The sequence below is a fragment of the Paraburkholderia heleia NBRC 101817 genome, from assembly GCF_000739775.1.
Classification (GTDB): Bacteria; Pseudomonadota; Gammaproteobacteria; order Burkholderiales; family Burkholderiaceae; genus Paraburkholderia; species Paraburkholderia heleia.
In genome coordinates, this window is sequence record NZ_BBJH01000008.1 from 19,219 (window position 1) to 42,232 (window position 23,014).

Consider the following 23,014-nt stretch of genomic DNA (forward strand, 5'->3'; position numbering starts at 1 on the left):
GCGGGCGCCCGGCAAGTTCCGTGTGATGCGAGTCAATCGGGGCGGCGTCTCACGAAACGCTGCTCCGTGACTTTCGTGCCCCATTGGTCGCCTTCGAACGCTTGCGCGAGCTGGAAGCCGAACGACTCGTACAGATGCCGCGCGGCGTCGAGGCCTTTGAAGGTCCACAGGTAAGTCTCGGCGTAGGACGCATCGACGAACTGCATCGCGTTTGTCATCAACTGCCTGCCGATGCCGGTGCCGCGCAGCGAGTCGTCCACGATGAACCAGCGCAGGTGGGCGACGCCCGCGTTGCCGCTTTCGTTCCCGTCGATGGCAAGCGAAGCCAGTACGCGATCGCGCTCCATCGCGAGCCAGAGCGCCTTGCCAACGGCTGGCAAGGCGCCGGCGAATTCGGCGAGTTCCGTCGCTACCTTCTTCTCGAAGTAAGCGCCGAAGCCCCAGTTCGCCGCGTAGAACCGGGCGTGCAGGCTCGCAATGTCGCCAATGCAGCCGGGCCGGTAGCCCTCGACGATCTGCACCCCCGCCGCCGGCGCGGTTGCGCCGGTCTCGTTGGGGTTGTCGTGCGCGAGCGCGTCGGCGTAGAGCGCGAGCGCGCGCACGAGCGCCTGCTGGTCGGCGGGCACGAGTCTGCGCAGCGCATTCGAAACCTGGTCCGTGGCGAAGCGGTCGATCTTCGCGCGCAGCTTCTGGCCGGCCGCGCTCAGGGTCAGTTCGGCGGAGCGCGCGTCGTCGGCGGTCTTGCGTTTGACGAGCCCGGCCGCCTCGAGCCGCGCGACCTGCCGGCTCGTGTTCGACTTGTCGAGCCGCAGGACGTCGCCCAGCGCCCTCGCATTGATGCCCGGCCGCGCACCGATCTCGATGATGGCGTGCACGGCGGACGGGGCGAGGTCGCTGTCGGCGAGCGTCGCGCGCATGAAGCCCAGTTCGCGCACCAGTCGCCGCGAAAACTCGCGCAGTTCGAGGATGGTCGTCTCGCGGGGCTGCGCGGGCACGTCGACAAAATCCATGATGGTCTCCGTTATGATATTCCGTTCTAATGGTTGCGACTCGCAACCATTAGAACGGAATATAGGCGCGCCCGGCAGGGAACGCAAGCTCGCAACGCAGCCGCGAAATTGCCGTTCGACCCTTGACTCGCCTGGGCTCAAGAGGAACGCCAATTGCGAGAAGGCAGAGCCTCCACGAACGCCGCGCGGCCATGCTTCAGGAACGCCTCAATCCGCTCAGAAACGCACCGGGAAAGAAGCCGCGCAAGCCGGCCGACGACGCCGGCCAGCGCGCGCTGATGCTCGGCGCGCTCGGCGTGGTCTTCGGCGACATCGGCACGAGCCCGATCTACGCGCTGCGCGAAGCCGTCCAGACGGCGCATTCCACGGCGCAGCCCGTGATGATGGGTGTGCTCTCCATGATCCTGTGGGCGGTGCTGATCGTCGTGGTGCTCAAGTACGCCTGCTTCGTCATGCGCGCCGACAACGAAGGCGAGGGCGGCATCGTCGCGCTCACTGCGCTCGTGCGCGCCGGGTTCGCGAAGGCGGGGCGTCCCGCGCCGCGTCTGCTCGTGCTCGCGGGGCTCGTCGGCGCGGCGATGTTCTATGGCGACTCGATGATCACCCCCGCCATTTCAGTGCTCTCCGCAGTAGAAGGCCTCAAGGAGATCAATCCTGCGTTCGACAGCGCCGTGCTGCCGGTTTCACTGGCGATTCTCGTGGCGCTCTTCCTGTTCCAGTCACGCGGCAGCGCCGTCGTCGGCCGCACGTTCGGTCCCGTCATGGCGCTCTGGTTTTTGAGCCTCGGCGCGGCGGGCGTGTATCACATCGTGCTTTATCCGGCGATTCTCGCCGCGGCGTCGCCGGTCTGGGCCGTGCGGCTCGCGCTCGCGCATCCGGGGCTCGCGTTTGGCGTGCTCGCCGCAGTGATTCTTGCACTGACGGGCGCGGAGGCGCTCTACGCCGACATCGGCCACTTCGGCACGCGCTCGATTCGCGTCGCGTTCTTTTGCGTCGTGCTGCCCGCAATCGTCGCGGGCTATTTCGGCCAGGCCGCAACCGTGCTGTTCGAGCCGGGCGGCGCCGGCCAGCCGTTCTTTCACTCAGTGCCGCATTGGGCGCTCGTTCCAGCGGTCGGCATCGCCATGCTGGCCACCATCATTGCCTCACAGGCGGTGATTTCGGGCGCGTTTTCGATGACGAGCCAGGCCATCGAGCTGGGCTTCCTGCCGCGCATGCGCACGATCGAAACCTCGAGCACGCGGCACGGGCAGATTTACGTTCCGACAGTCAACGCGGGATTGCTGGTGGCCGTGGTGTTTCTTGTGCTGTTCTTTCGCAGCTCCGAGCGGCTCACGTCCGCGTATGGCCTCGCTGTGGCGATGACGATGGTGACCACGTCGCTGCAGATGCTGTCCGTGTGCCGCGAAGTATGGGGCTGGCCGCGCATCGCCACATGGCTCGCGTGCGTGCCGCTGCTGATAGTGGACGGCATGCTGCTCGCCGCGAACCTGCCGAAAATTCCCACGGGCGGCTGGTTTCCGGTGTCCGTGGGCGCGTTGCTGTTCATCACGATGAGCACCTGGAACCGGGGCCGCGAACTGGAGGCGCGCCATGCGGCACGCGGCGAGCCGGTGGACGCCTTTCTACGCGGCATCTGCGCCGCCGAGCCGAAGCTGCCCCGTGTTCCCGGCACGGCCGTGTACCCGGGCAACGCACCCGGCATGACGCCCGCCGCGCTCGTGAGCAACGTGCGTCACAATCACGTCCTGCATCGTACGGTGATCGTATTCGCCAACGTTTCGGAGTCCGCACCACAGGCGGACGATGAAACGCGCATTGAAGCGCGCGATCTCGGTGCGGGCTGCTGGGAGATCGTCGCGCATCACGGCTTTGTCGAGCGGCCCGATCTGCCACGCCTTTTGACCATCCTGCAGGGCCGGCTGGGCGACTGGCGTTTCGACCCGCAACAAACCACGTTCTATCTGCCGCGCGACGAGGTACTGCGTGAGCACGCCCGGCAGGACGTGAGCCGCTGGCGCGCGCGGCTCTTCGCGTTCATGTCGTATCACTGTACCTCGAGCGCCGAGTACTACGGTCTGGCTCCCGCGCATGTGGTCGAGCTAGGCGTGCAGGTGGCGCTATGAGCATGACGTCGGCCAGCGTTGTCATGCCGTGCCCGCCTCCGCCGAAAGCGTGGAGATGATTTCCGCGTTGAAGGCGGGTAGATCGTCGGGCTTGCGGCTCGTGATGAAGTTGCCGTCGTGGACCATGGTCTCGTCCACCCACTTGCCACCCGCGTTGCGGATATCGTCCTGCAGCGTGGGCCAGCTCGTCATGGTGTGCCCCTTGACGATCCCGGCCGAGACCGGCAGCCAACCGCCATGGCAGATCACGGCAATCGTCTTGTGTGCGTCGTTAGCCGCGCGCACGAACGCCTGGGCTTCCGGAATCAGGCGGATGGCGTCTGAGTTCACCACCCCGCCGGGCAACACGACCGCGTCGTAGTCGTCTGCCTTCGCGCTGCCGAAAGTGCGGTCCACCTTGATCTTGCTGCCCTTGTCGACGTGACGAAAGCCCTGGATTTCACCGCTTTTCTGCGAGATCACGTCCACCTGCGCCCCCGCTTCCTTTAAGGCGCGGCGCGGTTCGGTAAGTTCGACTTCCTCGAATCCGTCCATGGCAAGGATTGCGACCTTGCAGTTGTCGAGCATGTTGGCCATTGCGATTTCCTCCTCGGTTGAAACTGTTCTCAACCGCAGCAAGACGGATGCCGCGCGGCGCGGGCAATGCGAATCGACGCAATCGGTGCGCAGCCGGGTTCGATTCGGCGGTGGCATGGCGCTTGCGAAACAGGAGACAAGCGTGGCACCACCGGTTCGCCACGCAGCAGTTCCATCCACAACCCTCATCAAGGAGAGCGAAATGAATGGATCGATCAAGCAACTGCTGGCTGGGGTCGTAATCGCAACGTGTTCTGCTGCCGCGCTCGCGCAGGGCGCGGGCGGGGGAGCCGGTGGCGCCGGCGGCGGCAGCAATGGCATCGGTGCAGGCGGCGGCACGACGGGCGCGGCGGGCATCAACACGGCGCGCCCGCCGGGCAGCACTGCGGGCACCCGTTATGAGAACAGCGGCTACGGCGCACCCGGCACTACCGCGACGGGCGGGGGCCAGGGAACGGGAACTGGCGCGGCGCCCGCGCCGGCGCCGGGAACCCGCCAGACCATGCCGTATAACAACAATGGTTACGGCAATGGCGGGATGAGCACACAGCCTGACGGCGGCTCGCAGGGGAGCCAGTAAGGACGGGGTGCGTAGTTAAACTAACTATCGTACAAGAAGCGGGAACAAGAAACGGGGATGTAGCGCGAAGGGCGGGCGACGCACACTGCGTTCGCCCGCCCTTTTTCAAGGCCGCATTTTTTTCAATCGACTGGTCACTCAAGACCGGCGTTTCTTTGGCCGCTCTCATCAGCGGTGCGGTGGCGGCGTTCATGCACGGTCATGGCTGAGAAAGCGTTCGACGAGGCGCGTCCAGAACGCAGCGCCGATGGTCAGGTTCTCGTCGTTGAAGTCATAGCGCGCGTTGTGCAGCATCGGCCGGCCCTCGCCATTGCCAAGGCGTATGAAACAACCGGGGCGCTGCTGCAGGTAGTACGCGAAGTCCTCGCTGCCGGCGATCGGCGGGAACGGTGCGATGACGTGTTCCGGCCCGACCAGTTCCTCGGCGACCTGACGCGCGAACCCGGTTTCGGCTTCGCTGTTGATCAGCACCGGATAGCCGCGGATGAATTCGATGTCCACCGTTGCGCCGTAGCTTTGCGCTTGTGCCTGCACGAGCGCGCGGATGCGCGCCTCGAGTGTCGCGCGCACCTCGGGCGAGAACGAGCGCACGCTCATTTCCAGCACGGCGTCTTCGGGAATGACGTTCGGCGCATGGCCAGAACGGAACGCGCCGACGGTCACGACCGCGGCTTCGTTGGGATCGACGTTGCGCGCCACCACCGACTGCAGGGCCATCACGATGCTGCTGCCCACGAGCACCGGGTCGACGGCCAGATGCGGGCGCGCCGCATGGCCGCCCTTGCCGTGAACGCGCAGCTTGACAGTGTCGCACGCGGCCATGAGCGGGCCGGCGCGAAAGCCGAACGTGCCGATGGGCATGCCCGGATGGTTGTGCAGTCCGAAGATGGCTTCGCAGGGGAAACGCTCGAACAGGCCGTCGGCGATCATGCGCTCGGCGCCGCTGTCCGAACCGGCTTCCTCGGCGGGCTGGAAGATCAGATGGACGGTGCCGTCGAAATGGCGCGTTCTGGCGAGCTGGCGCGCTGCGCCGAGCAGCACGGTGGTATGGCCGTCGTGGCCGCACGCGTGCATCTTGCCCGGGTGGACGCTTGCGTAGTCGAGGCCGGTCAGCTCCTGGATCGGCAGGGCGTCCATGTCGGCGCGCACGCCTACGGTGCGCGTGCTCGTGCCCGCCTTGAGCGACGCCACGACGCCGTGCCCGCCCACGTTGCGCGTGACTTCGTAGCCCCAGGACTCGAGCTTCCCGGCGACGAAGCGCGACGTGTCGGCTTCCTCGTACGACAGCTCGGGGTGCTGGTGGAGGTGATGACGAATTTCGTCGAGTTCCGATCGGGCTTCGGCCAGATCGGCGACTTTGCAGTAGCGGCGCTCGCTCACGAGGGGCTCCTTTATTGGAACAGGTTTGCGCGCAAGCCAGGGACCGGGTATGGCATCGACGAAAAACTCGACCCATGAAGGTGGCCGAAAGACGTGGCGCGCGCAACGAATCAGTTGCCGGTGTCCTGTGCCGGCGGCGTGTCCCCGATCCTCAACACCGCGTCGCGTTTGGCGAGCAAATGCTGCCGCAGGATGGCCGCGAGCCGCTTGCCGTCGCGCGCGTCGAGCGCCTCCAGCATCTCGCCATGCTCACGGATCGCACGGTCCCACTTGGCGGTTTCGAAGTTCGAGCGAAACCGCAGCGCCTGCAAACGGCGATTCACCGCGATATACGTCTGCCGCAGCGCCGAATTGCGCGCCGCTTCGTTGATCTTGTCGTGAATCGCCTGATTGCGGCTGTAGTAGCCGGCCAGATCGTTCTGTGCGCGGCAGGCGAGCATGGCGTAGTGCAGCGCCTTGATCTCGGCGATTTCGGTCGCGGTGATCCGTTCGCACGCCAGTTCGCCTGAAAACGCTTCGAGCCCGCTCATGAGTTCGAAGGTCTCGCGCAGTTCCGCCTCCGACATCTTCGAGACCGAGGCGCCGCGATTCGGCGAAATCTCGATCAGCCCTTCGGACGCGAGCACCTTCAACGCCTCGCGCAGCGGCGTGCGCGAAATGCCCAGGGTTTCGCACAGCTCGCGTTCGTTGAGCTTGCGCCCGGCCTCGAGCACGCCTTCCACGATGAACCGTCGCAGATGGTCGACGACGGTGTCATGAAGTTGCTGACGCGGAATGGGCGGCAGTTCCGGGCTGATCGCAGAGGGGTTCAGGTTCGGGTTTTGCATGCAAAAGGCATTTCCATCGATTTCCAGCGAATTCTAGCCCAAGGACAGGACCCCAAAGAAGTGAGTCGGGATTGGGGTAAACCACGTCAGAATTGTCTGTCTACCTATGAGCTGGCTGGATTATAGTTTTTTGAATGCAAAATTCAAAACAGGAGCGATTGCATGTTGAAGCTCGATTTCCATCCCGCCGGCCGCCACTTCCTGCAGATTCCGGGCCCGAGCCCGGTACCGGATCGCATCCTGCGCGCGATGAGCTATCCGACCATCGACCATCGCGGCCCGGAGTTCGCCGTGCTCGGACTCAAGGTGCTGGAAGGCATCAAGAAGATCTTCAAGACGCAGCAGCCGGTGGTGATCTACCCGGCCTCCGGCACGGGCGCGTGGGAAGCCGCGCTCACTAACACGCTGAGTCCCGGCGACACGGTGCTGATGTTTGAGACGGGCCATTTCGCGACGTTGTGGAAGCAGATGGCCGAGCGTCTTGGCCTGAAGCCTGAGTTTCTCGGCCTGCCCGGCATCGAAGGCTGGCGGCGCGGCGTGCAGGCCGACATGATCGAAAAGCGTTTGCGCGAGGACGCGCAGCACGCCATCAAGGCGGTTTGCGTGGTGCATAACGAGACCTCGACCGGCGTGACTTCGGACATCGCTGCGGTGCGCCGCGCGCTCGACGCCGCGGGTCACCCGGCGCTGCTGCTCGTCGACACGATTTCCGGTCTCGCCAGCGCCGACTATCGCCACGACGAATGGGGCGTGGACGTGACCGTGTCGGGCTCGCAGAAGGGTCTCATGCTGCCGCCTGGCATCAGCTTCAACGCCGTGTCGGCGAAGGCGCTGGCCGCGAGCGAGCACGCAAGGCTGCCGCGCAGCTTCTGGGGCTGGGCTGAGATCATCGAGATGAACAAGAGCGGGTACTGGCCGTACACGCCCAACACGAACCTGCTCTACGGTCTTTCCGAAGCGCTCGACATGCTGCAGGACGAAGGGCTCGACAACGTGTTCGCGCGGCACCGGCGGCTAGGCGAGGCGTGCCGGCGCGCGGTGCGCGCGTGGGGGCTCGAGATCCAGTGCGCCGATCCCGCCGTCTACAGCCCCGTGCTCACGGGCGTGATGACGCCCGAAGGCGTGGATGCGGATGCGGTGCGCAAGATCATTTACGAGCGCTTCGATCTTTCGCTCGGGACGGGCCTCGGCAAGGTCAAGGGGCGCATGTTCCGCATCGGGCATCTGGGCGACTGCAACGACCTCACGCTGCTGGCGGCATTGGCCGGCTGCGAGATGGGCCTGCGCATCGCGGGCGTGCCCTTGAAGGACAGCGGCTTGCCCGCCGCGATGGACTATCTCGCGGCGCAACCCAACGTGGTGTCGCTGAAAGCCGCCTGAAGCGGTGCGTTTGCCCATGCCGCGCACGGGGCGCGGCAGGTCAGGCCGATTCCGGGTGATGCCAGGTCGTTCCCATGCCGGACGCCACTTCGAGAAGGGCGATGCGGCCGATAGAACCAGCAACGGAGACAGACGATGAAACGGTATCGATTGACGAGCGCGAGCAGCATCGTGCTGATCATGCTCTGCATCATGTACTTCATCACCTACCTCGATCGTGTGAACGTGAGCACGGCGGCGGCAGGCTTCGGCAAGGAGTTCCAGCTTTCGCACACCGAGGTCGGGCTGGTTTTTTCGGCCTTTGCGTATCCGTATCTGCTGTTTCAGATCATCGGCGGCTGGGTGAGCGACCGCTTCGGCGCGCGCCGCACGCTGCTGTTCTGCGGCGCGCTGTGGGGCGTGGCCACCGTGCTCACGGGCATGGCGGGCGGCCTCGCCACCCTGCTCGCCGCGCGCCTCTTGCTCGGCTTTGGTGAGGGCGCAACGTTTCCCGCCTCGACCTCGGCCATGTCGCGCTGGGTCGCGAAAGAACGGCGCGGTTTCGCGCAGGGCATCACGCACTCCGCTTCGCGCATCGGCAATGCGGTGGCACCCGCGGTGGTCGTGCTGGTGATGGCGCGCTACGGCTGGCGCGAATCGTTCTATGTTTGCGGCGCGCTCAGCCTGCTGTGGGTGGTGGTGTGGGCGTTCACGTTCACCGAACACCCGAAGGATCACCCGCGCATCACCGAGGCCGAACTCGCGATCCTGCCGCAACCCAGGCCGCGCGCGACGGGCCTGCCGTGGATGGCACTCTTCAGGCGCATGATTCCGGTGACGATCGTCTACTTCTGCTATGGCTGGACACTGTGGCTTTTCCTTAGCTGGATTCCGCAATACTTCCTGCACAACTATCACCTGCAGCTGGGCAAGTCGGCGATCTTCGCCTCGGTGGTGTTCCTCGCGGGCGTGGTGGGCGACACGCTCGGCGGCCTCGTGACCGACTGGCTCTATCAGCGCACGGGCAACCTCAAGCGCGCGCGCAGCTGGATGGTCTCGGTGTGCATGCTCGTCACGCTGATCGTGCTCGTGCCGCTGATGTTCGTGCACGATCCCGTCATTTCCATGGCGTGCCTCGCAGCGGGCTTCTTCTTCGCCGAAATGACGATCGGGCCGATGTGGGCGATTCCCATGGATATCGCACCGGAGTTCTCGGGCACGGCGAGCGGCATGATGAACACGGGCTCCGCGTTGGCCGCGATCATTTCGCCCGTGGTGGGTGGTTTTCTGATCGACCGCTTCGGCAACTGGGACCTGCCGTTCGTAGGCAGCATGGTGCTGATGGGGTGCGGCGTGATTCTCGCGTTTCGCATGCAGCCGGACAGCCGCTTCGAGCTGGGCAAGAAGGCTGACCAGGCGGCGGGTTCCCATCAGGGAGTGTGAACGGCGATGGAAGGCGCACGCAGCTCCGCCATGCTGGTCAAGCCGGTTCATCTCGTTCCTTCGGGCGCGGGCCATGGCTCGCCGCTCGCGCGGCACTTGCGTGAAGCCCTGCGCGGCGACGTATTGTTCGACGTTGCGAGCCGCGGCCGTTACGCAACCGACGCCTCGATCTATCAGATCATGCCCATTGGCGTGGCCGTGCCGCGCGATCAGGACGACTTGCGCGCCGCGCTGGAAGTGGCGCGCCTCGAGCACGCTCCCGTGCTGGCGCGCGGCGCGGGTACGAGCCAGTGCGGTCAGACGGTGGGCGAAGCGCTCGTGATCGACACGTCGAAGTGGCTCAACAATATCGTCGATTTCGACGCGGGTGCGCGCACGGTGACGGTCGAGCCGGGCGTCGTGCTCGATCATCTGAACGCGTGGCTCAAGCCGCACGGGTTGTGGTTTCCCGTGGATGTTTCGACGGCCGCCCAGTGCACCATCGGCGGCATGGCGGGCAACAACTCGTGCGGCTCGCGCTCGATCGAATACGGCAACATGGTGCACAACGTGCTCGGCATCGACGCGATTCTCGCGGACGGCAGCGAAGCGCGCTTCCAGTCGTTGAAAATGCCGCATGAAGGCGCGCGGCTTACGGCCCTGCTCGAAGGCGTGCAGCGCATCGCCGCGCGCGAGCGCGGCGAGATCGCGGAGCGCATGCCGAAGGTGCTGCGCCGCGTGGCCGGATACAACATCGACCTGTTCGATTGCCAGAACCCGCTCGCCTATACCGACGACGGCGTGGCGAATCTCGCGCATCTGCTCGTGGGTTCCGAAGGCACGCTCGCGTTCAGCCGGCAGATCACGCTGAAGCTCGCGCCGCTGCCCGCGCATAAAACGCTGGGGGTAGTGAGCTTCCCCACCTTCTGGCAGGCAATGAACTCGGCGCAGCACATCGTCAGGCTCAAGCCGACCGCGGTCGAGCTGGTCGATCGCACGATGATCGAGCTTGCGCTTGGCAATCCGGGCTTCAGGCCGGTGATCGAAAAGGCGCTGGTGGGCAGGCCCGACGCGATCCTGCTGGTCGAGTTCGCGGGCGACGAGCGCGACGCCCAGGTGCGCCGGCTCGATGAACTGGTCGAACTGATGGGCGACCTCGGCCTGGCGGATGCGGTCGTGAAGATGACCGATGCGAACGAGCAAAAGGCGCTGTGGGAGGTGCGCAAGGCGGGCTTGAACATCATGATGAGCATGAAGGGCGACGGCAAGCCCGTCTCGTTCATCGAGGACTGCGCCGTGCCGCTCGAACATCTCGCGCAGTATACGAGCCGCCTGACCGAAATCTTCCATCGGCACGGCACCGAAGGCACGTGGTACGCGCACGCGAGCGTCGGCACGCTGCACGTGCGGCCGATACTCGACATGCGCCGCGACGGCGCAGCGAAAATGCGCGCGATAGGGGAGGAGGCTGCGGAACTGGTGCGCGAGTACAAGGGCGCGTTTTCGGGCGAACATGGCGATGGTCTGTGCCGCGGCGAATGGATTGCCTGGCAGTACGGACCGAAGATCAACCAGGCGTTCATGGAAATCAAGCAGCTGTTCGATCCCGAGAACCGCTTCAATCCCGACAAGATCGTGCGGCCGCCGAAGATGGACGACGCGAAGCTGTTCCGCTTCGCGCCGGGATATCGCGAGCGCCAGATGCGACCGGCGCTCGACTGGTCGGCTTGGGACGTGAGCCGCGATCCGCTCACGGGGGAGCAAACGCCGCCCGGCAGCGGCGACGACTTGACGGGCGGCCTCGCGAAAGCCGTGGAGATGTGCAACAACAACGGCCACTGCCGCAAGTTCGACGCGGGCACGATGTGCCCGAGCTACCGCGTGACGAAAGACGAGAAGCACGTAACGCGTGGCCGCGCGAACACGTTGCGGCTCGCAATTTCGGGACAGCTGGGCGAGGACGGACTCGCAAGCGACGACGTGAAGGACACGCTCGACCTGTGCGTATCGTGCAAGGGCTGCAAGCGCGACTGTCCGACCGGCGTGGACATGGCGAAGCTGAAGATCGAGGCGCGCGCGGCGTGGAATACGAAGCACGGCCTGAAGCTGCGCGAGAAGATGACTGCGTTTTTACCGCGCTATGCGCATCGTGTGGCGCAAGCCGGCGGCCTTGTGGCGGCGGGCGAGCGCATCCCTGTGGTGTCCGGGTGGGCGAAGCGCGTACTCGGCTTCGCGCCGCAACGTTCGCTGCCGCAGTTCCGGCCTTCGTTCCTTGCGGAGGTCGCGGCCGCAAAGCCCGACCCGGCGGCGGCGACGAAGGAAGTGGTGCTGTTCGTCGACACCTTCAACGACAACTTCGAGCCCGAAAACGCCCGCGCCGCGAAACGGGTGCTCGAAGCGGCCGGCTATTGCGTGCACTTCAACGTGCGCGGCGAAGAGCGTCCGTTATGCTGCGGCCGCACGTTCCTCGCAGCGGGACTGGTCGACGAGGCGAAGCACGAGGCGCGGCGCCTGCTCGATACGCTCATGCCGTTCGTGGCGCGCGGCGTGTCGATCGTCGGGCTCGAACCTTCGTGCCTGCTCTCGATGCGCGACGAATTCCTGCAATACGGCTACGGTGACGAAGCGCGCAAGCTGTCGGCTGCAGCGTTCCTGTTCGAGGAATTCCTCGTGCGCGAGAAAGGCGCGGGCCGGTTCGATGTGAAGTTGTTGCACCAGCTCGACGCGCCGCGCGCCTGGGTGCACGGCCACTGCCACCAGAAAGCGTTCGACGCCTTCCGGCCTGTGCTCACGGTGCTGGGCTGGATTCCGGGCCTGGAGGTGAAGCCGATCGAATCGTCATGCTGCGGGATGGCGGGGAGCTTCGGCTACGAAGCGCAGCACTACGAAGCCTCGCTGGCGATGGCCGAGCTCGCGCTGCTGCCCGCCGTGCGCAAGGCGGATCGCGCCGATCTCGTCGTGGCGGATGGCACGAGCTGCCGCCACCAGATCCATGACGGCGCAAACGCCACGGCGCTGCACGTGGCGCGGGTGCTGGAAATGGCGATGCGCTAGGCTAGCGTGCTCATGCCCTGGCGTGCGTGCACGGCATCGACGGCATGCAGCATCTTGCCGAAGAACGCATCGGCGAATTGCGAATCGATCCAGCGCACGATCAACGCGATCTTGCGCCCGGGCTCGATCCACATGAACGAGCTGCCCGCGCCAACCCCGAACCAGCTCGACTCGGGCACGCACGGAAACATCCGCTGCCCCGTGTTGAGCCAGACGAGCGAGCCGTAGAACGGCGCGAGCGGGCAGGGCGTGCGCATGCGCGCGATCCATTCGCCCGAGAGCACACGGCGGCCCGCGGCCAAGCCGTCGTCGAGCAGCATTTGCGCAACCTTCAGCTGGTCGTTTGCGCTCACCGACATGCCGCCGCCCCAATGCGAGCCGCCCGGCACCGACTGCACGCGCCTGCCGCCCTGATCGATCCAGGCGTCGTCGTAACCGACCCATTGCCAGTTCTCGCTCGCCCCAACGGGTCTCATGATCGTCTCACGAAATACTTCGGGTAACGAACGACCGAACAAACGCAGGAGCGCGAGCGAAAGCTGGTTGATGCGCACGTCGTTGTATTCCCAATACGTGCCGGGCGCGCGCAACGGGCGCAAGTCGCCTTTTTTCCCGTCGGGCGGCTCGCCGAACGTGACGGCGCGATAGTGATCGGCCTGATCGGAAAGGCCGAAGCACGTGCCTTGCCATTCGCTCGTCTGTTGCAGCAGGTGTGTCCACGTGACCTGCGCATTGTGGTTGTCGTCGAAGCCGATGCCGGGCACGCGCACGTGGACGGGCTCGTCGGGATCGGGCAGGAGGCCGCGGTCGTGCGCCACACCGGCGAGCAGCGCCAGATACGTCTTCGCGATGCTGAAGGTCAGATCGGGCCGATCGGGCGCGCCCCATTGCGCGAGCACTCGCCCATTCACGGCGACAGCGCCGGATACCGGTCCGCGATCGTGAATGGGGCCGAGCAAGCGGTTCCAGGGCGGCGGGTCGTTCACGTGCACACCGAAGTTGCCATCGGCGTTACGGTCCCATGCCGATTCGTGATCGACGGAAAACTGAATGGCGTCCTGAACTTCCTGCGGCAAGTCGTATTGCATGTGTGCGTGTTTCCTTTTTGTGTTCCTGTCCGGCGCCGGTTCAGCGGGCGTCGAGACGCAGACGCGCCCAGGTCAGCGTAGCGAGGCTCAGCACGGCCGCGAACATCAGCCAGAGCCCCGGCGCGAGATTGTTGCCCGTCGCCGCAATGAGCGAAGCCACGGCGAGCGGCGTGAAGCCGCCGAACGCGGTCGTGCCGACGTTGTAGGCCAGCGCCATGCCGGTGGTGCGCGTGCGCGCGGGGAAGAAGCTGGCCATGAGCGCCGGAATCGAGGCGAAATAGGTGACCTTCAGCACCGCGATCCAGACCACGGCGGCCAGCAGCGAGGGCAGCGAAGGATGGGCATTCACGAACATGAACGCGGGATAGACGGTGAGCAGGAACAGCACGCCCGCGACGAACATGATACGCGTGCGGCCCACCTTGTCCGACCAGTGGCCCACGATCGGCGTGAGCACGATGGCGATCAGGCCGGCCACGAGCGTGGCGATAAAGCCCGACGAAGGCGCGAGGCCGAGCTGCCGCGCGGCATAGGTCGGCATGTAAAGCAGCACGTACTGGGCCGACGTGGTCAGGATCAGCACGCCGATCGATGCGATGACGCGCGACTTCTGCGTGGCGAACAGTTCACGCACGGGCGACTCGGCTTTTTCGATGCGCTCGAATTCCGGCGTTTCGTCGATGCGTCGGCGGATATAAAGACCCACCGGACCAATCAGCACACCGAACAGGAAGGGAATGCGCCAGCCCCAGCCTTCGAGCTGCGGCTGTGTGAGCGTGCCCGTAAGCACTGCGCCGAACAGGGAGACGAGCAGCGTGCTCGCGCCCTGGCTCGAGAACTGCCAGCTCGACATGAAACCGCTGCGCTGCGGCGCATGCTCGATCAGGAAGGCAGTGGAACTGCCGAACTCGCCGCCCGCCGAAAAGCCCTGCAGAAGACGCGAGGCAAAAATGCCGATGGGCGCGAGCATGCCGATCGTCGCGTAGGTGGGCATCAGCGCGACCATGCCGGTGCCGATCGTCATCATCGCAATGGAGAGCGTGAGCGATGCCTTGCGACCCTTGCGGTCGCTGTATGAGCCGAGCACGAGCGCACCGACGGGCCGCGCGAGGTACGAGAGCGCGAACGTGCCTAGCGTGAGCAGCAGCGACATCGTTGCATTGTGAACGGGGAAGAAGAGCCTGGAGAGCGTCGAGGCGAAGTAGCCGTATGCCAGCAGATCGTAGAACTCGAGCGCGTTGCCGATTGAAGTCGCGGCGATGAGCCGTGAGACGTGCCTGGCTGAAGTGCCTTGAGCGGGCTCTGACCAGTGCTCGCCGCCGTGCGCGGGTAGGGATTCGATGCTCATTGGGACGTCCTCATGCAAGCGTTGTCGGATGCGGTGCGGGGTTGGACGCGCCGGCATCTCTTGCGCCGAGGTCCCAGAAGAGGCCAGCCATGATGCGCAGCCCATCGCGCACGACCGGGCCGAGCAGATGCTCGTTCGGCGCGTGCTGCGAGCAGCCCGGATACGAATGCGGCACCCAGAGCGTGGGCATGCCGAGCACCTCGGCGAATACGTCGTTGGGCAGCGTGCCGCCCAGGTTCGGCAACAGTACGGGGTCGGCTCCCGTGGTCTCGCGCAGCGAGCGCAGCGCCCACTGCACCCAGTCGTTGTCGGGATTGACTCGCGTGGCCGGTGCGCCGCGCTCCACTTCGAGTTCGATCATGTCGAAGCCGTGCGCGTCGAGGTGCGCGCGCACGATGCGTTCGAGGTCCTGCCAGTTCGTGCCGACGACGAAGCGCAACTGCAGGTAAGCGATAGCGTGTGGCGGAATCGCGTTCACGGGTTTCTCGGGATTGCCCGTACGGAACGCGAGCACTTCCAGATTGTTCCAGCCGAACACGCGCTCGGTTGGCGTGAGGCCCGGCTCGCCGTAGTCGCGATCGACTTCGGGCTCGCCCGGATTGCCGCCCACGCGAATCTCGGCGAGTGCGCGGCGCACGGATTCCGGAATCGGCGGCGGGCGCAGGCCATCGACGAGGATCTTGCCGTGTGCGTCGACCATCGAGGCGATCGCGCTCGCGAGCACGACGCCCGGGTTGCGCAGCAGGCCGCCCCAGTTGCCCGAATGATGGCCGCCTTCGCGCAGCGTGAGTTCGAGCTTGAAATTGACGAGGCCGCGCGAGCCTAGAAAAATCGTCGGGCGGTCCGCGCAGAGGCGCGGCCCGTCGGAGGCGATCAGCACGTCGGCGGCGAGTTCGTCGCGCAACCGGCTGCACAGTTCGTGCAGGCCCGGCGAGCCGACTTCCTCGCCCGTTTCGAACAGCAGCTTGAGGTTGAAGCCGAGCCTGCCATCGCGCGCGTGGAGCACGGCCTTCAGTGCCGCGAGGTTGATGCTGTGCTGGCCTTTGTTGTCGGCGGTGCCGCGGCCATACCAGCGCTCGCCGTCTATGGTCACGTCCCACGGCGTGAGGCCCGCGCGCCATTGCGCGTCGTAGCCGCGCACCACGTCGCCGTGGCCGTAGCTGAGCACGGTGGGCAGCGCATCGTCTTCATGGCGGTGGGCAATCAGGAAGGGGCCCGCGCCGTTGACGGGATTCTCGACGATCCGGCAGGTGAACCCCCATTGAGCGAGCAGCGGCGTGAGCTCCTCGTCCAGATAGCCGCGTAAACGGCCACCGCTCTCCGGCTCCTGGCTCTCGGTGCGAAACGCCACGCGGCGGCGCAGATCGTTCAGGAAGCGGCCCGAATCGTATTGGGCGGCTGCGGTTTGAATGGCGATGTCACGGGTCAACGCGCGTCTCCCTCTGTTTGAGGCCGTCTGAAGCCGTCGAACGATCCTGCAACCGCCGATATTTCTGCACAATTACAATATTTGTGATCTATCTTTGCCGAAACGGCAAAGCGGACGAGACCGCGCTCATCGACATGGACAACACCGCACTGCGCTATTTTCTGGAAGTGGCCCGCAGCGGCTCGCTGAGCAAGGCGTCCGAGCGGCTCTACGTCGCCGTTTCCGCGCTCAGCCGCCAGATCGCCCGGCTCGAAGCAGAACTCGGCACGCCGTTGTTCGAGCGGCGCCCGCGCGGCATGGTGCTGAGCGAGGCGGGGCGCATGCTCGCCGAGCACGCGCGGCGCAGCCTGCTCGAAACGGAGCGCGTGGTCGGCGAGATTCGCGGGCTGAGCGAGGGCGGGCGCGCGACCATCCGTGTTGCGAGTTCCGAAGGCCTCGCGCCGGATTTTCTGCCGCAGATGTTTGCTCACTTTCTCCGGACCTATCCGCAAACGCATTTTCAGCTGGACGTGTCGGCACCTTCTGTTGCAACGCAGCGCGTGCGCGAGGGCACGGCCGATATCGCGCTGTGCTTCAGCGTCGCGCCCGAGAAGGAGATTGCCGTGCACTGTTCGCAGCGCGCGCCGATCTTCGCGCTCATGCGGCGCGATCATCCGCTGGCGGCGCGCAAGTCGCTGTCGCTGCGCGATCTGGTCCCGTGGCCGGTCGCGATGAACAGCCAGGGGGTGACGATTCGCCAGTTGCTCGACATCGCGTGCAGCCTCGAAGGGTTGATCTTCGAGCCGGTGTTCGTCAGCAACTATCACGTGGCGTTGCAACGATTCGTACGCCTGACCGATGCCGTCACGTTCACCGGCTTTCTGACCGTGCGCGGCCGTCTCGAGGTGGAGGGACTTGCCGCTGTGCCGCTCACGAACCCGGAGCTGCATCAGCGCACGCTGCAGATCCAGACGATGGCGGGCCGCACGCTGCCGCAGACCATGCAGGCCTTTCTCGACCTGCTCACGCGCGCGATCGACGGCGATGAGCCTGCCTGTGGCTGATTTCGCCTACGCGGTGAGCCGCGCGGCGAGCCGGCGCATGCCGGCAAAAACGGTGTCGGCGACGTCCGCGGGGAAACCGGCGGGAATCTGCGCTGCGACAGCTTCGATCGCGCGGGGCGTTTGCGCGGCCACCTGCGCGAGCATCGCTTCGACCTCTGCCGCGGCGAATCCCACGCGCTGGCCTTGCGCGATCCATTGCCGCGGATAGATCTCCTCGACGCGATAGTGCCGGTTGCGTCCGCGCACGGCCATCGCAAGGCTCACGCGCTGCGGCGCAATATGATTGCGGCCCCGGCCGACGATCGGATGCGCGCTGAGCACGTCGTAGAGCGGCGTGGCCGCGTACTGGCTGCCGGGCAGCAGCGCGATGCTGTAGTTCTTCGCGTGGCCGTCCGTCGCCGCGAGCAGCCAGAAAATGACCTGCGTGACGAAGAAGTGGCGGCGGTCGACCGTGGCCTGCGCGGAGCCGTCCAGCACCTGCATGATCGCGTCGATGCCAGGGCCGCCGTCGGCTTCGTATTTGGCGAGGCCGGACGTGCCGGTGGCCTGGCACAGATCCTCCTGCGGCAGGCGTACGATCCATTTGGCGTCGCTCGCAAGACGCCGGTCGAAGCGTTCCACGACCAGCGCCTTCGCGTCCTCGAATTGCGCGATTTCGCACGGCGCGACGGGCAACCCGTAGGCCGAGACGATCTGCGTGCACAGCCACTCGTTTTCCACCGAGGTGCGCATGTCGGCGCGCATGTTGCCGACGAGGCCGAGCGGCAGCTTCAGGATGTGCGTGGTCGGCGTGCTGCCCTGCGGAAGCAGCCACTGCCCGCCATGCCGCAGCAGCGCGGTCTTTTCCTGCGCCCCGGCGATCGACAGCCGCAGGCTGTCCAGGGCATCGTGCTCGCCCGCATGCGGCGTGGCGGTGATTTCGCGCAGCAGTTGCGCGATGTCGCCTTCGCTCAGGGCGCGCCCCTTGATGCTCTTCAGGCCGGCGGGCGCAGCGCCTGCGGGAAGAATCTGCAGCGCGCCCACGCAATCGCGGCCGAGCGCGGCGAGCAACTCGAACGGCGAGGTGCCGCCTGTCTGATAGCGCGCGGCGATGCGTCTGCGGACACGGTCGCTGTCCGGCAGCAGATTGTCGAAATAATCGGCGACGATCTGGCCGCGGTAGGGCTGGTTGCCGGGCGTAAACGGCAGAGAAAGGGAGAGTGGGCGGCCTTGCTCGTCGTCGAGCCAGCTGTCGAGGTACACGAGGCGTTCGTTGCCGCGCACATTCTCCCAGTAGCCCACCGGGAGGCCGTTCATCCACAGGTCGAGCCGGTTGGGCGGGCGTTGGCGTGCGCTCACCAGTTCTCCCTTGGCTTGCTGCGGGCGGGGGACTGGCGCTGCGGGGCTGCGGCCGCTGGCGTGGCGCGGGTGCGTTTGCTCTCGGGCGAGGGCTTGGCCGCGCTCGACATCCTGGCGGCGGCCGCAGGGGTTCCGGCCGGGCGGGGCGCGGCTTTCGCCGCGACCGGCCCGGCCTTGTCTTCGGGCGCGCCGAACTTGATTTCGACGTCGACGAGCCGCAGGACCCGGACGAGCCGCTCGACGCTCGCCCCTTCGGGATTCGCCTCGAATGCGGCATAGCTTTGCTGCGAGATGCCGAGCCGCGCGGCGACGTCTTTCTGGGTCAGGCCAGCCTTCTTGCGGAAGCCGACGAGAATCGGGCGCAGCTGGCTCAGGGTCTTGAGAGGGTAGTCCACGGCAGCTCCGGGCGGCGAAATGCCGATGCAGACGGCCGATGCAAACGCAAACGCGCGGCGCAGTCGAATACAGTCTATACCCTGTAAAGTGAAAATACAAATCACAGGCTGTAATTTACAAATACAGCCTGCAGGTTGTATCCGGTGCTGGGCGAGGGCCGCCGTGGGTGCGGGGCGCCGGCAGATGTGCAACTAACTGTCAATCGCAGCGCAACCCACCCCAGCCGCTTCGCGGCCAAAACGATCTGCCTTCAGACCACCACCGAGCCAGTTTCCTCTTTTATCAGGAATCCGATCAGATTTCGACGCGCTCTCACGCCACGCGTATCACCACCTTGCCGAAATGCTTGCCGGCTTCCAGCCACGCGTAGGCTTCCGGCGCTTCGTCGAAAGCGAACACGCGGTCCACCATCGGCCGAATCTGCCGTGCGGCGACGAAACGCGTGACGTCGTCGAGCATCGCGCGGCTGCCGACCATGAGGCCATGCAGGCGCTTGAAGCCGCCGATCACCGGAAGCAGCCCGAGTTCGGGGCCCGCGAAACTCGTCACGCCGCCGATGATCGAAACGAGCCCGCCCATCTTCGCGGCGGCCACCGAGCGCGGCAGCGTATCGCGTCCGCCCACTTCCACGACGATATCCGCGCCTTCGCCGCCCGTGAGCCGCAGCACCTCGTCCTGCCATTCGGGATGCGAGCGATAGTTGATCGTCTCGTTCGCGCCGAGCGAGCGCGCGCGTTCGAGCTTCTCGTCGCTCGACGACGTGATGATGGTCCGCAACCCTGCCGCGTGGGCAAGCTGCAGTGCCCAGATCGACACGCCCCCAGTGCCGAGCAGCACCACGGTAGCGCCGGGCTGTGCGCCACCATCGGCGAAGATCGCATTCCAGGCGGTAATGCCGGCGCACGAGACCGTCGCGGCTTCCTCGTAGCTCAGGTGCGCGGGAATCGAAGCGAGCGAGCTTTCCGCAGCGACGAAGCGTTCTGCTAGCACCCCGTCGAATTGCGCACCGGGCGACTCGCGCACTTTCCACGGCGCGGGAGGACCGTCCACCCAATGCGGGAAGTAGGTGTTGATCACGCGATCGCCGGGTTTGAAGCGCGTGACGGCTGCGCCGATTTCGACCACTTCGCCCGCGCCGTCGGCGACCGGCACGAGCGCAGCGTCGCCAAGCCCGAGGTAATCGCCGCGCGCGAACATCAGGTCGCGATAGTTGAGCGAGGCCGCGTGAATCTTTACGACTACGTCATGCAGGCCGGGCGCGCGCGGCGTGAAATCGGTGCGCGCGAGTGCGCCATAGCCGCTTCCGGCCTTCAGTTTCCATGCGTTCATGGCTGCTCCAGTACAAGTGGGAGTACCTATGATAGTGTTGCTTGACAGGCGACATTGGTGAGATTCCGGCGCTTCGTTGTTGCCGTAAAGGATACAAGAGGGGGTGATATGAACGAACGCCTGAGCGGCGTGGCCGAATTTGTGGACGTGGTCGACGCAGGCAGCTTCTCCGCCGCGGGCGAGCGCCTTGGCGTGACGCGCTCGGCGGTCGCGAAGATCGTCGCGCGGCTCGAACAGCGCCTGGGCGTGCGCCTGCTGCAGAGGACGACGCGCAGCTTGAGCCTCACCGACGAAGGCCATGCCTACTACGAGCAGTGCCGCCGCGTGCTGGGCGAGCTGAGCGCCGTGGAGGCCGCCTTCGATCACGGGAGGCGCGAGCCTGCGGGGCGCTTGCGGATCAGCGCGCCGGTGCTGTTCGGGCGCCAGTGCGTGGCGCCGGTGGTGCGGCGGCTCGTGGAGGCGCATCCGCGTCTGAACGTCGAACTCTCGTTCAGCGACCGCGTGGCCGATCTCGTCGAGGACGGCTTCGATCTGGCCGTGCGCATCGGCACACTGCCCGACCATGGCACGCTCGTCGCACGCAGGCTTGGTGTGCAGCGCATGGGTATTTGCGCGTCGCCTGCGTATCTAGCGCAGCACGGCAAGCCGGCCGACGTCGCCGCCCTCGCCACGCACACTGGCATCGCGTATGGCCGCGCGGGGCAGAGCCCGGCGTGGCGCGTGCGCGGCCCCGGCGGCGAAGTCGAGGAGTGCCGGCTAGCGTCGCGGCTGTGCTTCGACGACCTGCTGGCGATCGCCGATGCGGCCGCGGCCGGCGCCGGTCTCGCGTGGCTGCCGTGCTGGCTGATGGGCCCGTATTTGAGCGACGGACGACTCGAACTCGTCATGGACAGCAAGAGCGTGATGGGCGACGAAGTTCATGTCGTGCGGCAGAAGACGCGGCACATGCCGTCGAAGGTGCGCGTGGCGGTGGATGCGCTCGTCGAGGATATTTCGCGCATGCTCGGCGCCCAAGCCGACCGCACGGACCCGATGGAGCCGACAGACCCCATCGACCTGAACGGAAATTGACGAAATCTCCTCGAGGTTTCCGTTACTTTGCCACCGGCATCGAGAACTCCGCACCCTTTTCGGTGCTTTCCGGCCAGCGCTGCATGATCGACTTCTGCTTCGTATAGAAGCGCACGCCTTCTTCGCCATACGCGTGCATGTCGCCAAAGAGGCTGCGCTTCCAGCCGCCAAAGCCGTGCCATGCCATCGGCACGGGAATCGGCACGTTGATGCCCACCATGCCCACTTCGATCTGGCGGCCGAACTCGCGCGCCACGTTGCCGTCGCTCGTGAAGCAGGCAACGCCGTTACCGAACTCGTGATCGTTGATCAGCTGCACGGCCTGTGCGAAGTCCTTCACGCGCACGCAGGCGAGCACCGGTCCGAAGATTTCTTCCTTGTAGATGCGCATCTCGGGCGTGACGTTGTCGAACAGCGTGCCGCCGGTGAAGAAGCCTTCTTCGTGGCCCGGCACCTTGAGGCCGCGCCCGTCCACCACGAGCGTCGCGCCTTCTTCGACACCGCTCGCGATATAGCCTTCGATGCGCTCGAGCGCCTGCTTCGTGACGATCGGGCCCATTTCGGCATCGGCTTGCATGCCGTCCTTCACGACGAGGCTACGTGCGCGCTCGGCAAGGCGCGGCACGATCTTGTCGGCCACATCGCCCACCAGCACGGCCACCGAGATCGCCATGCAGCGCTCGCCGGCCGACCCGTAGCCCGCGCCGATCAGCGCGTCCACGGTCTTGTCGAGGTCTGCGTCGGGCATCACGACCATGTGGTTCTTCGCGCCGCCGAGCGCCTGCACGCGCTTGCCGTGCTTCGCACCGGTCTCGTAGATATAGTTCGCAATCGGCGTGGAGCCCACGAAGCTCACGGCCTTCACGTCGCGGTGGGCGAGGAGGGCGTCGACCACGACCTTGTCGCCTTGCACGACGTTGAACACGCCGTCGGGCAGGCCGGCTTCCTTGAGCAGACGCGCCATGAAGAGCGAAGCCGAAGGGTCGCGCTCGCTAGGCTTGAGGACGAACGTGCAGCCGGCTGCGAGCGCCACCGGGAACATCCAGCACGGCACCATGCAGGGGAAGTTGAACGGCGTGATGCCGGCCACCACGCCGAGCGGCTGGCGCACGGTCCAGTTGTCCATGCCCGTGGAGACCTGCTCGGTGTAATCGCCCTTGAGCAGTTGCGGAATGCCGCAGGCGAATTCGATCACGTCGATGCCACGCGCCACTTCGCCCTGCGCGTCGGAGAAGACTTTGCCGTGCTCGGCCGTGATGATCGCCGCGAGTTCGTCCGCGTGACGATTCATCAGTTCGAGAAACCGCAGCATGACGCGCGCGCGGCGAATGGGCGGCGTGTCGCGCCACATCGGGAACGCGGCTTTCGCGCTCGCAACGGCGGCGTCCACGTCGGCAACGTCGCCCAGCACGAGGCGGCGCGCGGGGGCGCCGGTCGCGGGGTTGAAGACCGCTTGCGTGCGCTCGCCCGCGCCGCGCCCGGTCTTGCCGCCGATGAAGTGGACCACGTCTGCGGAATCGGTGTAGGGCTGCATGTCATCTCCTCGTTTGGTGAGTGTGCCGCCAGTCTACGGAGGGTGCGGGGGCGAGGAAAGACCCCGGCGCTGAATTGATTGTTTTCAGTTGTGAACAATGGCTT

Annotated in this window: 18 protein-coding genes; 7 read left to right on the forward strand and 11 right to left on the reverse strand. The window is 65.9% G+C overall.

The features are described 5' to 3' along the window. Nucleotides 1-32: 32 nt before the first annotated feature. Nucleotides 33-1,010, reverse strand: a complete 978-nt coding sequence (locus BHE01S_RS08895; RefSeq protein ID WP_042262882.1) for a bifunctional helix-turn-helix transcriptional regulator/GNAT family N-acetyltransferase — start codon at nucleotides 1,008-1,010, stop codon at nucleotides 33-35. Between the two features lie 191 nt (nucleotides 1,011-1,201). Here BHE01S_RS08895 and BHE01S_RS08900 point away from each other — a divergent pair, with 191 nt between their 5' ends. Continuing rightward, the gene (locus tag BHE01S_RS08900) at nucleotides 1,202-3,136 is read left to right on the forward strand and encodes a potassium transporter Kup (RefSeq protein WP_052405786.1); all 1,935 of its coding nucleotides are present in this window, start codon (nucleotides 1,202-1,204) and stop codon (nucleotides 3,134-3,136) included. Nucleotides 3,137-3,157: 21 nt separating this feature from the next. On the opposite strand, the gene BHE01S_RS08905 is transcribed toward BHE01S_RS08900, so the two are convergent. After that, complete coding sequence (locus BHE01S_RS08905) at nucleotides 3,158-3,712, reverse strand: type 1 glutamine amidotransferase domain-containing protein (protein ID WP_042262884.1); 555 nt, start codon at nucleotides 3,710-3,712, stop codon at nucleotides 3,158-3,160. On the opposite strand from BHE01S_RS08905, the gene BHE01S_RS39645 reads away from it, so the two are divergent. Beyond that, a complete protein-coding gene (locus BHE01S_RS39645) occupies nucleotides 3,687-4,292 on the forward strand; it encodes a hypothetical protein (protein WP_174479496.1) in 606 nt (201 codons plus the stop codon). The genes BHE01S_RS08905 and BHE01S_RS39645 overlap by 26 nt on opposite strands. A 189-nt stretch (nucleotides 4,293-4,481) precedes the next feature. On the opposite strand, the gene BHE01S_RS08915 is transcribed toward BHE01S_RS39645, so the two are convergent. Continuing rightward, on the reverse strand, nucleotides 4,482-5,672 hold the full coding sequence (locus tag BHE01S_RS08915; protein ID WP_084068688.1) for a M20 aminoacylase family protein: 1,191 nt from the start codon (nucleotides 5,670-5,672) through the stop codon (nucleotides 4,482-4,484). 110 nt (nucleotides 5,673-5,782) lie between these two features. Continuing rightward, nucleotides 5,783-6,499, reverse strand: coding sequence for a GntR family transcriptional regulator (locus BHE01S_RS08920; protein ID WP_042262891.1), 717 nt, complete (start codon nucleotides 6,497-6,499; stop codon nucleotides 5,783-5,785). Nucleotides 6,500-6,661: 162 nt separating this feature from the next. Here BHE01S_RS08920 and BHE01S_RS08925 point away from each other — a divergent pair, with 162 nt between their 5' ends. The 3 genes from BHE01S_RS08925 to BHE01S_RS08935 all read left to right on the forward strand — a co-directional run bounded on the left by BHE01S_RS08925 (nucleotide 6,662) and on the right by BHE01S_RS08935 (nucleotide 12,334). After that, nucleotides 6,662-7,879, forward strand: coding sequence for a pyridoxal-phosphate-dependent aminotransferase family protein (locus BHE01S_RS08925; RefSeq protein ID WP_042262893.1), 1,218 nt, complete (start codon nucleotides 6,662-6,664; stop codon nucleotides 7,877-7,879). Nucleotides 7,880-8,014: 135 nt separating this feature from the next. After that, nucleotides 8,015-9,301 (forward strand): MFS transporter, encoded by a 1,287-nt coding sequence (locus BHE01S_RS08930; protein WP_042262895.1) that lies wholly within the window; start codon nucleotides 8,015-8,017, stop codon nucleotides 9,299-9,301. Nucleotides 9,302-9,307: 6 nt separating this feature from the next. Beyond that, nucleotides 9,308-12,334 carry an FAD-binding and (Fe-S)-binding domain-containing protein gene (locus tag BHE01S_RS08935; protein ID WP_042262899.1) on the forward strand — a complete coding sequence of 1,009 codons (3,027 nt, stop codon included), beginning with the start codon at nucleotides 9,308-9,310 and terminating at the stop codon, nucleotides 12,332-12,334. Here the strand turns inward: BHE01S_RS08935 and BHE01S_RS08940 are convergent. The 3 genes from BHE01S_RS08940 to BHE01S_RS08950 are packed head-to-tail and all read right to left on the reverse strand — an operon-like array spanning nucleotide 12,331 to nucleotide 16,199. Next, a complete protein-coding gene (locus BHE01S_RS08940; RefSeq protein ID WP_042262901.1) occupies nucleotides 12,331-13,422 on the reverse strand; it encodes a serine hydrolase domain-containing protein in 1,092 nt (363 codons plus the stop codon). The genes BHE01S_RS08935 and BHE01S_RS08940 overlap by 4 nt on opposite strands. Nucleotides 13,423-13,462: 40 nt before the next feature. Continuing rightward, entirely contained in the window at nucleotides 13,463-14,770 is a 1,308-nt protein-coding gene (locus BHE01S_RS08945) for an MFS transporter (RefSeq protein ID WP_042262903.1), read from the reverse strand. Nucleotides 14,771-14,780: 10 nt separating this feature from the next. Beyond that, nucleotides 14,781-16,199 carry a M20 family metallopeptidase gene (locus tag BHE01S_RS08950; RefSeq protein ID WP_042262907.1) on the reverse strand — a complete coding sequence of 473 codons (1,419 nt, stop codon included), beginning with the start codon at nucleotides 16,197-16,199 and terminating at the stop codon, nucleotides 14,781-14,783. A gap of 134 nt (nucleotides 16,200-16,333) precedes the next feature. Here BHE01S_RS08950 and BHE01S_RS08955 point away from each other — a divergent pair, with 134 nt between their 5' ends. Beyond that, nucleotides 16,334-17,242, forward strand: a complete 909-nt coding sequence (locus BHE01S_RS08955) for a LysR family transcriptional regulator (RefSeq protein WP_042263249.1) — start codon at nucleotides 16,334-16,336, stop codon at nucleotides 17,240-17,242. Nucleotides 17,243-17,248: 6 nt separating this feature from the next. Here the strand turns inward: BHE01S_RS08955 and BHE01S_RS08960 are convergent, their stop codons facing one another. The 3 genes from BHE01S_RS08960 to BHE01S_RS08970 all read right to left on the reverse strand — a co-directional run bounded on the left by BHE01S_RS08960 (nucleotide 17,249) and on the right by BHE01S_RS08970 (nucleotide 20,305). Further along, nucleotides 17,249-18,580 carry a type II toxin-antitoxin system HipA family toxin gene (locus BHE01S_RS08960; protein ID WP_042262911.1) on the reverse strand — a complete coding sequence of 444 codons (1,332 nt, stop codon included), beginning with the start codon at nucleotides 18,578-18,580 and terminating at the stop codon, nucleotides 17,249-17,251. Further along, nucleotides 18,577-18,975 (reverse strand): helix-turn-helix transcriptional regulator, encoded by a 399-nt coding sequence (locus BHE01S_RS08965; protein WP_042262913.1) that lies wholly within the window; start codon nucleotides 18,973-18,975, stop codon nucleotides 18,577-18,579. Before BHE01S_RS08965 ends, BHE01S_RS08960 begins: the two co-directional genes overlap by 4 nt. 313 nt (nucleotides 18,976-19,288) lie before the next feature. Then, nucleotides 19,289-20,305 (reverse strand): zinc-dependent alcohol dehydrogenase family protein, encoded by a 1,017-nt coding sequence (locus tag BHE01S_RS08970; RefSeq protein WP_042262915.1) that lies wholly within the window; start codon nucleotides 20,303-20,305, stop codon nucleotides 19,289-19,291. Nucleotides 20,306-20,413: 108 nt separating this feature from the next. On the opposite strand from BHE01S_RS08970, the gene BHE01S_RS08975 reads away from it, so the two are divergent. Then, nucleotides 20,414-21,376 (forward strand): LysR family transcriptional regulator, encoded by a 963-nt coding sequence (locus BHE01S_RS08975; protein ID WP_042262919.1) that lies wholly within the window; start codon nucleotides 20,414-20,416, stop codon nucleotides 21,374-21,376. Nucleotides 21,377-21,398: 22 nt separating this feature from the next. On the opposite strand, the gene BHE01S_RS08980 is transcribed toward BHE01S_RS08975, so the two are convergent. Next, nucleotides 21,399-22,910, reverse strand: a complete 1,512-nt coding sequence (locus BHE01S_RS08980) for a CoA-acylating methylmalonate-semialdehyde dehydrogenase (RefSeq protein WP_042262920.1) — start codon at nucleotides 22,908-22,910, stop codon at nucleotides 21,399-21,401. Nucleotides 22,911-23,014: the final 104 nt, after the last annotated feature.